The organism is Kitasatospora sp. NPDC088134 (assembly GCF_044741705.1).
GTDB lineage: Bacteria > Actinomycetota > Actinomycetes > Streptomycetales > Streptomycetaceae > Kitasatospora.
In genome coordinates this window covers 280,234-294,808 of the sequence record NZ_JBIUTD010000008.1, presented here as the reverse complement: position 1 = coordinate 294,808, position 14,575 = coordinate 280,234, and the positions used below count along the sequence as shown (strand labels likewise).

At 75.4% G+C, this 14,575-nt stretch carries 12 protein-coding genes; 2 read left to right on the top strand and 10 right to left on the bottom strand.

Annotated features, from left to right (window positions below; genetic code table 11):
- The first annotated feature begins 55 nt into the window (after positions 1-55).
- Both ACIOHG_RS16290 and ACIOHG_RS16285 read left to right on the top strand, forming a co-directional pair.
- The gene (locus tag ACIOHG_RS16290) at positions 56-520 is read left to right on the top strand and encodes an acyl-CoA thioesterase (RefSeq protein ID WP_400950543.1); all 465 of its coding nucleotides are present in this window, start codon (positions 56-58) and stop codon (positions 518-520) included.
- Positions 521-597: 77 nt separating this feature from the next.
- Complete coding sequence (locus ACIOHG_RS16285; RefSeq protein ID WP_400950540.1) at positions 598-1,338, top strand: hypothetical protein; 741 nt, start codon at positions 598-600, stop codon at positions 1,336-1,338.
- A 27-nt stretch (positions 1,339-1,365) separates the two neighbouring features.
- On the opposite strand, the gene ACIOHG_RS16280 is transcribed toward ACIOHG_RS16285, so the two are convergent.
- From ACIOHG_RS16280 to ACIOHG_RS16235, 10 genes are all read right to left on the bottom strand, one after another.
- Positions 1,366-1,779, bottom strand: a complete 414-nt coding sequence (locus ACIOHG_RS16280; RefSeq protein ID WP_400950539.1) for a globin — start codon at positions 1,777-1,779, stop codon at positions 1,366-1,368.
- A gap of 92 nt (positions 1,780-1,871) precedes the next feature.
- Positions 1,872-3,005 (bottom strand): ABC transporter permease, encoded by a 1,134-nt coding sequence (locus ACIOHG_RS16275; RefSeq protein WP_400950536.1) that lies wholly within the window; start codon positions 3,003-3,005, stop codon positions 1,872-1,874.
- Positions 3,002-3,919 (bottom strand): ATP-binding cassette domain-containing protein, encoded by a 918-nt coding sequence (locus ACIOHG_RS16270; protein ID WP_400950534.1) that lies wholly within the window; start codon positions 3,917-3,919, stop codon positions 3,002-3,004. Before ACIOHG_RS16270 ends, ACIOHG_RS16275 begins: the two co-directional genes overlap by 4 nt.
- 164 nt (positions 3,920-4,083) lie before the next feature.
- Positions 4,084-5,409: an FHA domain-containing protein gene (locus tag ACIOHG_RS16265; protein ID WP_400950532.1), complete on the bottom strand. Its 1,326-nt coding sequence runs from the start codon at positions 5,407-5,409 to the stop codon at positions 4,084-4,086.
- A gap of 109 nt (positions 5,410-5,518) precedes the next feature.
- Entirely contained in the window at positions 5,519-6,856 is a 1,338-nt protein-coding gene (locus ACIOHG_RS16260) for a VWA domain-containing protein (protein ID WP_400950530.1), read from the bottom strand.
- A 74-nt stretch (positions 6,857-6,930) separates the two neighbouring features.
- Positions 6,931-8,148, bottom strand: coding sequence for a PP2C family serine/threonine-protein phosphatase (locus ACIOHG_RS16255; protein ID WP_400950528.1), 1,218 nt, complete (start codon positions 8,146-8,148; stop codon positions 6,931-6,933).
- 2 nt (positions 8,149-8,150) lie between these two features.
- On the bottom strand, positions 8,151-10,691 hold the full coding sequence (locus ACIOHG_RS16250; RefSeq protein ID WP_400950527.1) for a tetratricopeptide repeat protein: 2,541 nt from the start codon (positions 10,689-10,691) through the stop codon (positions 8,151-8,153).
- Complete coding sequence (locus ACIOHG_RS16245; protein WP_400950524.1) at positions 10,684-12,033, bottom strand: hypothetical protein; 1,350 nt, start codon at positions 12,031-12,033, stop codon at positions 10,684-10,686. The genes ACIOHG_RS16250 and ACIOHG_RS16245 overlap by 8 nt, the downstream gene beginning before the upstream one ends.
- A gap of 148 nt (positions 12,034-12,181) precedes the next feature.
- Complete coding sequence (locus tag ACIOHG_RS16240; protein ID WP_400950522.1) at positions 12,182-13,105, bottom strand: glutamate ABC transporter substrate-binding protein; 924 nt, start codon at positions 13,103-13,105, stop codon at positions 12,182-12,184.
- A gap of 15 nt (positions 13,106-13,120) precedes the next feature.
- Positions 13,121-14,467, bottom strand: coding sequence for a hypothetical protein (locus ACIOHG_RS16235; RefSeq protein ID WP_400950519.1), 1,347 nt, complete (start codon positions 14,465-14,467; stop codon positions 13,121-13,123).
- Positions 14,468-14,575: the final 108 nt, after the last annotated feature.

The window sequence follows — 14,575 nt, the reverse complement described above, 5'->3', positions numbered from 1 at the left end:
GCCGGGCCGCCGCCCGTGGGCCGACTACGGGTACGAAGAATTCGAGGAGAACACCGTGGCACGCCACATCTACGCCTGCCCCCTGCGGTGGTCCGACATGGACGCCTTCGGCCACGTCAACAACGTGGTCTTCCTCCGCTACCTGGAGGAGGCCCGGATCGACTTCATGTTCACCCGGGCCGCCGAGGCCGGCGCCGGGGAGTTCGCGGGCGGGTCGGTGGTGGCGCGCCACGAGATCGACTACAAGCGCCCGCTGGTGCACCGCCCCGAGCCGGTCACCATCGAGACCTGGGTGACGAAGATCGGCGGCGCCTCGCTGACCGTCTCCTACGAGATCAAGGACGTCGCCGCGGACGGCACCGAGACGGTCTACGTCACCGCCTCCACCGTGGTCGTCCCCTACAACCTCGCCGAGGCCCGGCCGCGCCGGATCAGCCCGGTGGAGCGCGAGTTCCTCTCCCGCTTCATGGACGAGCAGCCGGTCGGCGCGGACGAGCAGCCCGCCGGCTGCGCCGCCTGATACCCCGTCAGGGCGCCCACGCCCGCCGCACCCGCCCGCCGCACCCGCCGCCGCACGGACGAAACGAGCTGAACCCGGTGACCGCGCAGACCCGCCTCGACCTCGCCGACCAGGGGGAGGCCGCCGACCTGGCCGCCTTCCTGGGCCGACTGCTCCGGTTCGACCGGGCGGCGGCGGTCCGACTGCAGGCCGTGCCGGGGGCCGGAGCCGGGTCCGGAGCCGAGGCCGGGTCCGGTTCCGGGACCGGGGCCGCGGGCGGCGGCGTGCTGGCGGTGTTCGGGCGGCTGCCGCTCGGCGGCTCCGCGGTTCTCGCGGTGCGCACCGCGCGGCTGGCGGCGCTCGCCGCACCCGCCGATCTGACCGTCTCCGCCGGGCAGTTGCTGGAGTCGGTGGACGAACCGGGCGCCGCGCTCGGCCTGCCCGCCCCGGTCACCGGGCCGGCCTGGGCCGGTCTGCTGCCGCCGCGCTCCGGCTGGCAGCCGCTCGGCAGCCCCCCGGTCGACGCGGTGCTGCGGGAAGTGCTCGCCGCCGTCGAGGAGTTCAAGGCCCGCACCGCCGAGGTGCCGGACCAGCACCGCACCCGGCAGGTGGTCGACGCCCTCGCCGACGAGATCTGGTCCCGGCCGCTGGCCGCCGTCGACGGCCTGCCGCTGCGGGCCGCGCACGCCGCGCACGCGATCGGATTCCTGCGCCCGGGGCAGCCGTTGAGCGCGCACCGGGCCGGCGCCTGGCTCCGGCTGGATGCCCCGGCCGGCTCGGTCGCGCTGCGCACCGCCGCCGCACCGGGCGCGGGCCTCGGCCTCAGCCCGCTGCGCTGAGCCCGGGCCGCTTGCGAGGAGTGCCGCTCAGCCCGCGGTGTTGATCATCGAGGCGGCCGCGTACGTCATGTAGTTCCACAGCTCGCGGTCGGCCTCGGCGGGCAGGGCGAGTTCGTCCAGGGCGGCGCGCATGTGCTTCAGCCAGGCGTCGTGCGCGGCCCGGTCGACCTGGAACGGGGCGTGCCGCATCCGCAGGCGCGGGTGGCCGCGGCGCTCGCTGTAGGTGCGCGGGCCGCCCCAGTACTGGATCAGGAACAGGGCGAAGCGCTCCTCGGCGGGCCCGAGGTCGTCCTCCGGGTACATCGGGCGGAGCAACTCGTCCCCGGCGACGCCGCGGTAGAAGAGGTGCACCAGCCGCCGGAAGGTCTCCTCGCCGCCGACCTGCTGGTAGAAGGTCTCCGCCGGCTCAGTCGTGGTGGTGTCGCTCCCGGTCTCAGTCACCCGTCCATGGTCGCAGACGCCGACGGGGGTCGTACACCGGGACTTTCGGTGTACGACCCCCGCCGGACCGAGCACGCGGGGAGGCGTCGCGGTTACGCGTCGTCCCAGTTGAAGAAGCGCCAGGCGATGGCGCAGAGCACCGCGGTGAAGCCCAGCAGGATGCCCATCCCGGGCAGCGCCTCGGCGAGGCCGCCGCCCTGGCTGAGCACCGACTTCGCGGGGACGATCAGGTACCGCAGCGGCAGGGCCTTGGAGACGTCCTGCAGCCAGCTGGGCGCGAAGTCCAGCGGGATGAACGCGCCGCCGAGGAAGGACATCGGGAGGATGATCAGCTGGTTCATGCCGTTCGCCGACTCCTCGCTCTTGGCGAGCGAACCGGTGAGCAGGCCGATCGACATGAAGGCCAGGGTGGCGCAGACCACCAGCGGGATCACCAGCCACCAGTTGCCGGTGAGCTTCAGCCCGAAGTAGTCGAGCTGGGCGATCCCGAGGAACAGCGCGGTCTGGGCGAGCGCGACCAGCACGCTGACCAGGACCCGGGCGCCGACGATGGTGCCCGCCGAGATGGGCGCCAGCCGCAGCCGGCGCAGCACCCGCTTCTTGCGCCAGGTCACCAGGGTGAAGGAGGCGCCGTAGACCGCGCCCATGGCGATCGCGTAGGCGAGCAGACCGGGGGTGAGGTACTGGATCGGCTTGGTGGAGTCGTCCTCGACCTTGCTGGCGTCCAGGGTGTACTTCGGGGCGACGTGCGCGGCCTTCTGGTTCGCGCCGTCCACCAGGGCGCCGACGATGCCCTGCACGGTGCCGGACTTGACCTGGTCGGCCTGGCTGAAGCGGAGCACCAGCTTGCCGTCGGCGTCCTGCTTGACCAGGCCGTCCAGCTCGCCCTTCCGGACCTTGGTCAGGGCGTCGTTCTCGTCGGTGACCTTGCTGATCTCCAGGGCGCTCAGCGGGCCGTCGGCCTGCCCCTGGAGCTCGTCCAGCACCTGGACCTGGCCGATCTCGGCGATCTTGATGTGCGAGCTGCCGCCGCCCTTGTAGAGGACGCCGAACAGCAGCAGGAACATCACCGGCAGGGCCAGGGTGAAGAACAGGGTGCCCTTGTCGCGGACGAAGCCCAGCAGCATCACCCGGGACAGGCCGACGAAGGCGTTGGCCTTCTCCTTGCCCTCGGCGCCCGCGCGGGGCGCGGGGGCCGAGGTGCGGGCGTTGTCGGTGGCGGTCATGCCCGGTACTCCCGTCCGGTGAGCTGGAGGAAGACGTCCTCCAGGGTGGCGCCGCGGACCTCCAGGCCGCGCAGCGCGTTCTGCTCGGCCAGCATGGACAGCACCGGCGCGGGGGCGGCGGTGGAGAGCGCCAGGGTGACCCCGTCGTCCTCCAGGTTGGCGTACTCGGCGCCGACGGCGGTCAGCAGTTCGCGGGCCCGCTCGACGGTCAGCAGTCCGGACTCCACCCGGATCCGGACGGTGTCGTCGATCTCGCGGACCAGCGCGGCGGGCGCACCGGTCTTCAGCACCTTGCCGTGGTCCATCACCGAGACGCGGTCGCAGAGGATCTCCGCCTCGTCCAGGTAGTGGGTGGTCAGCACGACGGTGCGGCCCTCGGCGTTGATGTCGCGCAGCAGGTCCCAGAGGTTGCGGCGGGCCTGCGGGTCGAGGCCGGTGGTCGGCTCGTCGAGGAACACCAGCTCCGGGTCGTGCACCAGGGCGCAGGCGATGGACAGGCGCTGGGCCTGGCCGCCGGACATCTTGTCGGTCAGCACGTTCGCCGACTCGGTCAGGCCGACCCGCTCCAGCATCGCGTCGGCGGCCTTCGGGCCGATGCCGTAGAAGGAGGCGAAGGTGCGGATGGTCTCGCGGGCGCTCAGCTTGGCGAAGAACGCCGAGGCCTGGAACTGCACGCCGATCCTCGGCAGCAGCTTGGGATTGCGCGGCCAGGGGGCCAGCCCGAGCAGCTCGATGCGGCCCTCGTCGGCCTCCCGGATGCCTTCCAGGATCTCCAATGTGGTGGTCTTGCCCGCGCCGTTGGGCCCGAGCAGACCGTAGAACTCGCCAGTCGAGACGGAGAGCGAGACTCCGTCCACGGCCTGGACATCCCCGTACCGCTTCCGGATTCCGTCCGCGGATATTGCTTCAGTCATGGGGCGAAGCGTAGGGGTTGCACTCCGGGCCCACGAGCACTTTTGTGCGAATTTTGAGCATGCGCTGTCGGAACCGGTCCGCAGTGCTATAGCGGCGGCCCGTGGTACGGGAGCGAACTCCCGTACCACGGGCCGGTGGTGACGCTGCGTGGGCTGGCGGACGGTCAGGCCCGGTGCACCGTGATGGTGGTCCAGGCGCCGACGTGGATGCGGTCGCCGTCCTGCAGCGGGATCGCGGTGTGCGGCGGCAGCGCGTCCGGGCTGCCGTTCAGGGTGGTGCCGTTGGTGGAGTCCTGGTCGACCACCGCCCAGCTGCCGTCCGGCTGTTCGGCCAGCAGGGCGTGCTGGTGCGAGGCCCCCGGGTCCTCCGGCGCGACCGACAGGTCGATCTCCGGGACGGTGCCGCGCTGCTGGCTGCGCCGCCCGATCCGGAGCTGGCCGCGGCCGGTCAGCGGGACCCGCCGCTCGTTGCCGTAGGGCGGGAAGTACAGGCCGGACGCCTCCGGGCCGCTGCGGGCCATCATGTCCTCGAAGTACGCACGGTCGGCGGCCACCACGGCGTACCAGGTGGCGCGCTGCGACGCGGCCGGCGGCTGCCCGGGCTGCCCGCCCTGGCCCGGCTGGCCGCCCCGGTCGGGCGGGGAGAGCCGGAACGAGGTGCCGAACTCCTCGCCGCCGCCGGGCTGCTGGTGCTGCTGGGACTGCTGGTGCTGGGGCTGTTGCGGCTGCTCGTAGGGCGCCTGCGGCGGCGCGGCCGGCTCGGCGTAGACCGGGCCGGTGCGCTCGTAGTCGACGTCCGGGAACGAGGCGGCCGGGCCCTTGTCGAAGGACGGCGCGGACGGGTACGCGGGCGGCGGCGGGGGAGCGGCCGGTCCGGGCGCGGCCGGCGGGAAGCCGGGACGCTCGTACGGCGACGACGAGTGCGGCTGCGCCGGGGGCTGCCGGGGCTGCTGGGGCTGCTCGTAAGGCGCCTGCGGCTGCGGCGGCCGGCGCGGCTCGAACGCCGAGGGCGCGGCCGGGGGAGCGGTCGGCGGCGCGGCGGGTGGCTGGGGGCTCGGCGGCGGGAAGCCGTGGCCCTGCGGCGCGCCCGCGGCGGGGGCCGGGCCCGGCGGGCGGGCCGTGGTGGCCAGGTTGTAGTCGTAGCCGCACTCCTCGCAGTACCGGCCGGTCTGCGGGCTGCGGCAGATCGGACAGTTCGCCAGCGCGCCGGTGGGCGGGGGCGGCGGGGCGCCGTACGGGCCGCCGGGCTGCGGGGCGCCGGGGCCGGGGCCGGGGCCGGGGCCGGTGGGCGTGCCGGCCGGCGGGGTCGGGGTGCGGCGCGGCTCGAAGTAGCCGCCGCCGGTCGGGGTGCCGGAGGGCGGGGTGCTGCCCGGTCCGGTGGGCGGGTACTGGCCGGGGTAGGGCGGGGCGGCCGGCGGCGCGGCGGGCGCGCCGGAGCCGGCGGGGCCGCCGGGGAAGCCAGGGATGGCCAGGCCGGGCGGCGGGGTCATGGGGAATCCGCAGTAGTCGCACCAGTCCTCGGCCTGCGACTCGTGTCCCCTAGGGCAGATCGGCATCAGGTCCCCACTCCAGCAGGTTCGGGTCCGGCGGGTGTCCGGCTCACTTCTTCACGCGCACGGTCTTCGTGGACCGGGTCTCGAGGGTCATCGAGTCGGCCTCGCTCACGTTCTTACGGAACCGAACGGTACCCTCCCGCTCGTCGACCACGTCCACCACCTTCCGCAGCAGCTTGAGGGTGCCCTCGTTGCCGCTGGCGTGGGCGAGCTTCACGGCGGTGCCCAACTTGGCGGTGGCGCGGTCGAGATCGCCCGCCCGGTGGGCCTCCAGGCCGTCCCGGATCGAGTCGGCCAGCTCGGCCTGGCCGGTGTAGTGCGCGACCTGGGCGTTCATCCGGGTCGAGGAGGCCAGGTCGTCGGTCCACACGGCGCGGACCAGGCCCTGGCCGAGCACCTCGGCGGTGCCGTCGGGGTGCGGCAGCACCAGGCTGATCCGGGCGGCCAGCATCTCGTTGCCGACGGCCGCGGCCGGGACCTCCACGCACACGTGGTAGTCGCGGGACTCGTCGCCCCAGGAGCCCGTCGGGTAGTCCCCGGCACGGGGCCCCGCCTCACCCCGGCGCCCGGTGAGGTCGGCGACGTCGGGGGCGACCTGCTTGACGTACTTCACCTGCGCGCCCACCGGCGTCCAGACCCGCAGCGCCACGTCGGCGACCTGCTTGCCCATCGCGGTGGTCATCATCGAGCGGAAGTCCTCGGCCAGGCCGGAGGACTCGGCGACGATGTCGACGGTGCCCAGCAGGGCGTCGGATATCCGGCGCAGCTCGGCGACCTCCCAGTCGGTGCCGACGCCGCGGCAGTCGGCGGTGAAGTACCCGGCAGCGGCGTCCAGGGCGCGCTGCAGGTCGGCGGGCTTCTCGTGCTCGTTGCGGCCGTCGGTCAGCAGGATGGCGTGCCGGATGGTCGCCTCCGGGCGGGAGTCGAACAGCTGCCGGGCCTTGGTGACCCAGGTGCCGATCGCGGTGCCGCCGTTCGGCCGCAGCCGGCGCAGCGCGTCCTTGGCGTGCGCGCGGGTGTCCCGGTCGGCGACGGCGAGCCGGCCGTTGCCCGGATAGATGTCGGCGGCCTCGTGGGTGCCGGCCACCACCGAGAAGGCCACCCCGTCGCGGAGTTCGTCGATGGCGGCGGCGGTGGCCTCGCGGGCGTGCCGGATCTTGGTGTTCGGGTACTCCATCGAGCCGGAGCAGTCGATCACCAGGACCACGGCGGCGCCGGGGCCGCCCGCCGCGCCGGCCTCCAGCGGGCGCCCGCCGGAGGTGCCGCCGCCGGTGGCGGTGACGGTGACGATGGCGTTGACCTCGCGGGCGCCCTGGGCGAGGTACTCGTTCTGGAAGACGTCGACGTCGAACCGGGGCGCGCCGGGCTTGGAGAGCGAGGCCATGGCGGAGAGCTCCTGTCGGAGGGTCGGAAGGGAGAAGGGGGAGGAGGCGGAAGGGAGCGGGAGGAGCGGAGGGGTCAGCCCGCGTCCGGTCGGGCGACCGTCCGCAGCGGGATCGTCGGGTCCGGCTCCGGGGCGGTGACCGTGCGGAGCGGCATCGTCGGGTCCGGCTCCGGCTCTGGAGGCAGGGCCGGGGCGGTGACCGTCCGCAGCGGGACGGTGGCGTCCGGGTCGGCCGCGCGCGGCAGCGGGACGTCCAGCAGGGTGTCGTCGTGGGCGGTCGAGGCGGCCGGCGGGTCGATCGGCAGGAGCGCGACGGTGATGTTGTCGTGCCCGCCGCGGTCGACCGCGAACCGCACCAACTCGCGTGCGGCGGCGAGCGGTTGGGCGCGGGCGTCGCCCGGCACCACGGCCGCGAGGTCGGTGGCGGCCTCGGCGTAGTTCCACAGGCCGTCGGAGCAGATCAGCAGCACGCCGGGGACGTGCGGGGTGAAGCCGACGGTGTGCGGGTCGAGGTCCTCGGCGTCGGCGCCGAGCCAGCCGGTGATGGCGTGGGCGCGCGGGTCGGCGTACGCCTCGGCCTCGTTCATCAGCCCGGCGGAGACCATCCGGGCCGCCCAGGAGTCGTCCTCGGTGAGCCGGTAGGGCTCGGCGGACTCCCGGTCGTCCGGAATCCAGTAGGCGCGGGTGTCGCCGACCCAGCCGATGGTGACCAGGCCGGCCGCGCTGATCGCGCTGACGTAGGTGCAGGCGGGCGCGTTGCTGTGCCGGCCGTCGGGGGCGGTGCCGTCGTGGGCGAGCGCGCTGACCGCCCGGTTGGCGGCGCCGATCGCCTCGCGCATCGCCTGCCCGGGCTCGCGGCCCGCGCGCAGCGCGGTGACCAGCGAATCGGCGGCGGCGGTGACGGCGGTGGCGGAGGCCTCGTCGGGCCGGGACGAGGAGGAGACGCCGTCGCAGACCACGGCGAGCACGGCGGGTGCGCCGCCGGGGAGTTCGGCGTTGGCGACGGTGAAGGCGTCCTCGTTGCGGTGGTGGCGCAGGCCGCGGTCGGAGACGGCGGCGACGCCGGTCGCCTCCCGCTCCTGGTGGTCGCGCTCGCGGGGCTGGGCGTGTCCGCAGGCCTGGCACCAGCCGTCCGCGAGGTCGACGGAGCCGCAGTTCGGGCAGCTGGGCACCACCGGCAGGTCGCGCAGGGTCGGCGGCCCGGTCAGCGCCGTGCCGCAGGCCCCGCAGAAGGCGTCCTGGGGTCCCAGCGGTTCGGCACAGTTCGGGCACTCGGTCTGCTGCTGCGGCATGCTCACACCCATGTCCGGGGGCGGGCCCGGTTGGCCCGTTCCACCCACTCGATCCTCGTTCCGGCCCGGTCGGACAACCGCGCCAACACCCGGTAGGAGTGTTCCAGGGCGAGCCGCAGTTCCCGTTCCGCCGCGGGATGTCCCAGCACGCTCAGCGTGGCGGGCTTCCCGGCCGCACCGGCCAGTACCCACTGCAGCGCGGCGTCCAGCACCTCGACGGCCAGCTCCTCGTGCTGGCGGGCGTCCAGCCGCAGGGCCGTCAGCTGGGCGGAGCTGTCGGCGAGTTCGGCCGCCAGCGGCTCGGTGGCGGCCCGGCCGCGCAGCCGGGCCCGGACGGCGCCGACCCGGGCCGCGGTGAAGTGCGCGGAGCTCTCCGGGACGGCCTCCAGCGCGGCCACCGCGCCGGGCCGGTCGCCGACCGCCAGCCGGACCCGGGCCAGGCCGAACGCGGCGCCGACGTAGGAGCGGTCGGTGGCGCCGACCAGGCCGTAGTAGGCGGTGGCGTCCTCGGTCTCGCCGAGCAGTTCGGCGCAGGCCGCCAGCGCCAGCTTGGGCGCGACCTCGCCGGGGAAGGCGTCGTACACCGCGTCGAAGGAGTCGGCGGCCTGCTCGGTGCGGCCCGCGGCGAGCGCGGCCAGCGCCCGGTACCAGACCACCCGCCAGTCGCCGGCGTGCTCGTCCTCCAGCCCGGCCAGCGCCTCGGCGGCGGCCGCCGGGTCGCCCAGCTCCAGGTGCGCGCGCACGGTGCGCAGCCGCAGCTCGGGGGAGTCGGCGGCGGCCCGGAGCGCCGCCAGCACCTCCGCGGGCGCGGCGGCGGGCAGCGCGGAGAGGAAGCCGGCGTTCGGGTCGGCGGGGTCGACCAGCGGTGCGGGCAGCGCCAGCGCGACCGCCCGGGCGTCCGGCGGCGCCTCGGCCGACCCGCCCTCCACCAGCCGCAGTTCGGGGCCGAACAGGGTGGAGGCGGCGGGCCGGTCGCGGCCGTCCTGGAGGCTGAGCACCTCGCGCAGCACGCCGGTGAGCTGGGCGGCCATCTCCTCGGCGGAGCCGAACCGGCGGGCCGGGTCGGGGTCGGTGGCGCGGAGCAGGAAGCGGTGGAAGGACTCGTAGCGGGCGAACACCTCGACCTCGTCGGCGCCCGGCAGTTCGTGCCGCCAGCGGTCCGCGTAGCCCTGGAAGTCGAAGGTCAGCACGGCCAGCGAGCGGGCCACGGTGTACAGGTCGGAGGAGGGCGAGGGCCCGTCGGTGGCGATCTCCGGGGCCTGGTAGCCGGTGGTGCCGTAGATCGGGCCGTCGTCGTCGTGCCGGCGGACCGCGCCCATGTCGATCAGCTTGAGCGTGTCGTCCGACTGGATCACGTTGTCGAGCTTGAAGTCGCAGTACACCAGCCCGCGCGCGTGCAGGTAGCCGAGCGCCGGCAGCGCCTCCAGCGCGTACGCGATGGCCTGCTCGACCGGCAGCGGGTCGCGCCGCCCGTCGGGGGTGCGGCGCTCGTTGGCGATGTCCTTGAGCGACTTGCCGCCGACGTACTCCATCACGATGTAGCCGTCGGGCAGGCCGGTGCGGGCGTCCGGGTGCTCGACGAAGTTGATGATCCGGACGATGTTGGGGTGGTCGACCTCGGCCAGGAACCGGCGCTCGGCGATCGCCACCGCCAGCGCGTCCTCGTCACCGGTGTCGAGCAGGCCCTTCAGCACCACCCAGCGGTCGTTGACCTGGCGGTCCACCGCCAGGTAGATCCAGCCCAGGCCGCCGTGCGCCAGGCAGCCCATCACCTCGTACTGGCCGCCGACCAGGTCGCCGCGGCCCAGCTTCGGGCTGAACGAGTACGGGGTGCCGCACTTGGTGCAGAAGCCCTCCGGACGGCCCGGGACGCCGTTCTTCTCCCGGCCCACCGGCTGGTCGCAGCGCGAGCAGAACCGCTTGCGCTCCGGCACCTCCGGGTTCTCCAGCACCGCCTGCGCCGGGTTGCGGGTCGGCACCGGCTCGATCACCACCAGGCCCGCGCCCAGGTTGCCGCGCCGACCGGTGCCCGCCGAGCCGCGCGAGCTGCGCACCGACACCGACCGGCCGGAGCCGCTGCGCGCCGAACGGCCCGCCCGGGACCGGGTGGAGGAGGTCCGGGCGGAGGACGCCCGGGCGGAGGCCGCCGAGACCGCCGAGACCGCCGAGGACGCGGAGGAAGCCACGGCGGCCAGGCCGCATTCGTCGCAGTAGCCGTCGGCGTCGATGGTGCCGTCGCAGCCCTCCCGCCCGCACGGCCCGCCCGGGGCCGGGGCGGCGGCGCGCTGCGCGGGCACCTGCCGGGAGGCCGCGGGTTCGGCGGCCAGGCCGCACGCGTCGCAGTAGCCGTCCGCGTCGATCGCGCCGTCGCAGCCCTCCCGCCCGCACGGGGCGCCGGGACCGCCGGACGCCGCGCCCGACCTGCCGGCGGACGCCTTCGCGGACGCCGTCCCGGCCCCCTCGGGGGCGAGTCCGCACGCGTCGCAGTACCCGTCCGGGTCGATCTCCCCGCCGCAACCCGCGCGGGCACACGCCTCAGCCATCGGTCTCCTCCCCCTGGTGACTGTCCTGGATGTGCGGCGCCGGCGGCCGCTCGGGCGCGCGCAGCGCCTGCTGGAACCGGCCCACCGCTTCCGCGGCCGCCCGCAGGTCGCACGGGGCGCTCCACAGCAGCCAGCGGGCCTTCTCGAAGCGTTCGACCACCTCGGGGTCCTCGGCCGCGCCGAGCCGGGCGGCCATCGCCTTGTACGCCTCCAGCCGCCCGCGCAGTTCCGCGCGGACCGCGAGCGGCTGGGCGACCTCGGTGAGCGACTGCCGGGCCCGGCCCAGCTCCTTCGCCGCGGCGTCCTCCAGCGCGTCCAGCAGCGGGCCGAGCCGGTGCCACTGGCCGGTCTGCTGGAAGTCCACGGCCTGCGCGATCGCCTCGCGCAGTGCGGACGGCGGCCCCGGCACGGCGGGCACCTCGGTGGCGGCGATCTTGGCCAGCACCTCGCCGCGGGCCCGGCGGGCCTCGGCCAGCGTCAGGTCGGCCCGCTGCAGCAGGTCGGCGACCTGCTGCAGGCGCTCGTGCGACTCGTCGCGCAGCCGCAGCAGCCCCTCCAACTCGACGCGTATATCGTCGAGTTGACGCCCCATCCGGTCGAATCCGGAGGTGTCGACGACCCCGGTCGGGGCGGCCCGGGTCGCGTCCTCGGCGGCCCGGCCGCGCTGCGCGGGCACCCGGCTGGGGCGCCACAGCGCCAGCGGGTCGGACACCACCTGGGAGCGCAGCGCCGTCAACTGCCCGGCCAGCTCGGACAGGTCGTCGGCGAGCGGGTGGCCGCCGGGGCGGACCCCGACCGAGACGGCGAGCATCTGCACCCGGCCGAGCTCGGCCAGCAGCAGGTCGATCCGGGCGGGCAGCGCCGACCAGACGGCGTCGACCGGGCCGACCACCTCCAGCACCACCGCGTACCAGTCGTTCATCCGCTCCAGCAGCTCGGCCAGCGTGACCCGCTCCACCAGCCGTGCGGGCGCGCCGAGTTGGCCGGCCGCCTCGGGGAGCCGGCCGCCCGGGACGGTGACCGCGGGGCCGGACAGCAGCTCGCTGAGCTCGGCCAGCTCGGCCGAGCCGGGCCGGGTCCGGCGGGAGCGGACCGCCCGGGCCGAGGCCAGCGCCTCCGCGTACCGGTCGAACAGCGCCCACAGCAGGGTGACGCCGCCCTCGGCGACGGCCCAGCGCTCCCGGGTGCGCCCGGACAGCTCGGCGCCGGTCAGCAGCCGCAGCCCGGGGTGGTCCTGGAGCGCCAGCAGCGCCGCCTCGACCGCGTCGCGCTCGGCACCCAGCCGGGCCAGCGCGCGGTCGACCTCCTCACGGTTCAGCACCGGGCGGGTCGTTCCGGCCAACGCGGTTCCTCCTCTCGGCCACGGTCGTGGTGACGGGGCGTGCGGACCGGGCGGTCCGGGTGACGGCCCGTCGGCCGCCCAGTCTCCCCGAAGCCCGGCGCGGAGCGGACGGCGGTCCCCCGCTCGTGCCGCGGACCGGGCCGGCCGGTCACGGCAGGTACGGGTCCGGGGCCGCGCCCATGCTGGCCCGCAGCCAGGTGTCGTAGCTCGCCCGCCAGCCGCCGGAGGACCGCCAGTCGGCCAGCACCTGGTTGACCCAGGCGATCAGGTCGGTGTCGTTCTGGTTCATCCCGACGCCCATGTAGGCGGACTGGAACGGCTGCCCGACCAGCTCCATCGTCGGGTCCTGGGCGATCATCGCGGCGGCCAGCGAGCTGTCCGACAGCGTCGCGTCGGCCTCGCCCAGCTCCATCAGCACCAGGCAGTCCAACTGGTTGTCGGGCGTGACGATCGCGGCCGCGCCCCGGGAGTCGGACTTCAGCTCGGTGTGCGAGGAGGAGTTCAGCGCGGCGCAGACCCGCCGGCCCTTCATCGCCTCCGCCGTGCTGCGGGCCTTGGCGGACTTCGGGGCCACCGCCTGCTGGGCGATCCGGAAGTACGGGACGGAGAAGGCGATGTCCTTCTTCCGCTCGCAGGTGATGGTCATCGCCCGGACCACCAGGTCGACCTCGCCGCTCTTCAGCGCGTCGATCCGGTGGGCGGTGGAGACGGTCTTCAGCACGACCTTGTCCGGGTCGCCCAGCACCGACTTGGCGACCGCGTGCGCGAGGTCGATGTCGAAGCCGACGATCTTGCCGGTCTGCGGGTTGCGGTACCCCCAGTTGTAGGCGCTCTGGTCGACGCCGACCACCAGCTTCCCGCGCTGCCGGATCTTGGCGATCTTCGCCCCGGCCTGCTGCTTCGGCGGCAGCGAGGCCGCCAGGTCGCAGTCCTCGGCGGCGGCGGTGACCGCCAGCTCGGCCGGCCGCGCCGGGGCGCCCCCGGTCAGGCCGGCGGCCGAGCCGCCGGTGCCGAGCAGGCCGCCCACCAGCACCGCGGCCGCGATCAGGCCCCGGGTCCTTGCCTTGCGCATCCTTCGATCCCCCCGTTACCGGTACTCGGCCAGCCGGCGCCCGATGCCGCGCACCGTGCCCGCGGCGGCCAGCGCGGCCAGCAGCGCGACGGCGGCGGCCTGGACGGCCAGCACGGTGTCCACCCCGCCCGCGGCGGCCTCGAACGCGCCCTGCTCGGACTGTTCGGCCGCCGCCCACTTCTGTTCGGCCGCCCCGAACGCGGTGTCGGCGGTGTCTCCGCCGTCGGGGGCCAGCGTCAGCCCCAGCGCGGCCTCGTAGTCGCCCTCCGCGTCCTTCCCGGCGGCCTTCGCGTGCCGGTCCTGCCAGTCGCCGAACGCCTTGCGGGCGTCGGCCAGTTGGTCCTTCGCCGGGGCCGGCGGGGACTGCGAGAGGCCCGCCACCGAGCCGTCCTGCCCGGCCGGGCCGGCCAGCGCCTTGGACAGTTGGTCCCAGCGCTGGGTGTAGGCGTCGGTGGCGCCCCGGGAGACCAGGTTGAGGTTCTCCGCGGTGTGCGCCTGCAGCGCCTCCACCCGGACCTGGTTGAGTCGGCGCAGCGGGTCGATGCCCTGCGCCCGGGCGTCGTCCAGGCTGCCGCCGGCCACCGCGGCGCCCGCGCCGAGCCAGACCAGCGCGGTCAGCACCGCCAGCGAGGCGGCCAGCAGGCCAGGGTTGAACACCCGGTTGGTGCGGCGGAACAGCAGCACCTGGTAGCGGGCCAGCGCGGCCAGCGCCAGTACGCCCAGGCTCAGCGCCAGCCAGGGCGCCGCCGCGGCGCGGTCGTACTCCTCGTCCAGCGCGGCGGCCTCGCTGTCGGCGAGCTTCTGCGCGGCCGGCAGGATGGTCTGCTGCATCAGCCCGGAGGCGTACCGCAGGTAGGCGCCGCCGAGCGGCAGGCCCTCCCGGTTGGCGGCCCGGGCGGTGTCCACCAGGCCCGCGTAGCGCGGCAGTTGCTGGTTCAGCTCGGCCAGCCGGAGCTGGGCGTCGCCGCCGGTGGAGCCGGTCCGGGCGGCCGCCTCGGAGATCAGCCGGGCGGCGGTCGCCAGGTCGTCCTGGTAGCGCTTGCGCAGGGCCGGGGGCTCCTGGCCGGCCAGCAGGAAGCCGGCCGCGGCGGTGGTGTCGGCGTCCGCCAGCGAGCGGTAGATCTCCGCGGCGTCCTGGCTGAGCGGCTCGCTGCGGGACACCAGCCCCCCGGAGGCGGCCGAGCGGTTCGCGGACTGCCAGAGCCCGGCCGCGCCGAACAGCAGCACCAGCGCGACCAGCACCGCGGCGGCGGCCCGCAGCCGGCCCGGTGGCGTCCGCCCGGCGGCGCGCAGCCGGGCCACCGGCCCGGGCCCGCGGGTCGCGGGCGGCGCGGCGGCGCCCTCCTGTGCCTGTCCGAGCACCGTTCCCCCCATCGGTCCGCTTCCCCCTGTCGTGGCCCGTCACCCGGCAGTATGGCGGTCGGAGGCGATCACCACACCCGAGTTGTCCGGGAGTTCTTCCACCGGTGA

What these genes read in the sequence shown, in the direction of transcription:
- ACIOHG_RS16260 (WP_400950530.1), bottom strand. Translation starts at nt 6,856, where the DNA reads ATGGCCTCGCTCTCCAAGCCCGGCGCGCCCCGGTTCGACGTCGACGTC.
- ACIOHG_RS16265 (WP_400950532.1), bottom strand. Translation starts at nt 5,409, where the DNA reads ATGACCCCGCCGCCCGGCCTGGCCATCCCTGGCTTCCCCGGCGGCCCC.
- ACIOHG_RS16250 (WP_400950527.1), bottom strand. Translation starts at nt 10,691, where the DNA reads ATGGCTGAGGCGTGTGCCCGCGCGGGTTGCGGCGGGGAGATCGACCCG.
- ACIOHG_RS16270 (WP_400950534.1), bottom strand. Translation starts at nt 3,919, where the DNA reads ATGACTGAAGCAATATCCGCGGACGGAATCCGGAAGCGGTACGGGGAT.
- ACIOHG_RS16255 (WP_400950528.1), bottom strand. Translation starts at nt 8,148, where the DNA reads ATGCCGCAGCAGCAGACCGAGTGCCCGAACTGTGCCGAACCGCTGGGA.
- ACIOHG_RS16275 (WP_400950536.1), bottom strand. Translation starts at nt 3,005, where the DNA reads ATGACCGCCACCGACAACGCCCGCACCTCGGCCCCCGCGCCCCGCGCG.
- ACIOHG_RS16240 (WP_400950522.1), bottom strand. Translation starts at nt 13,105, where the DNA reads ATGCGCAAGGCAAGGACCCGGGGCCTGATCGCGGCCGCGGTGCTGGTG.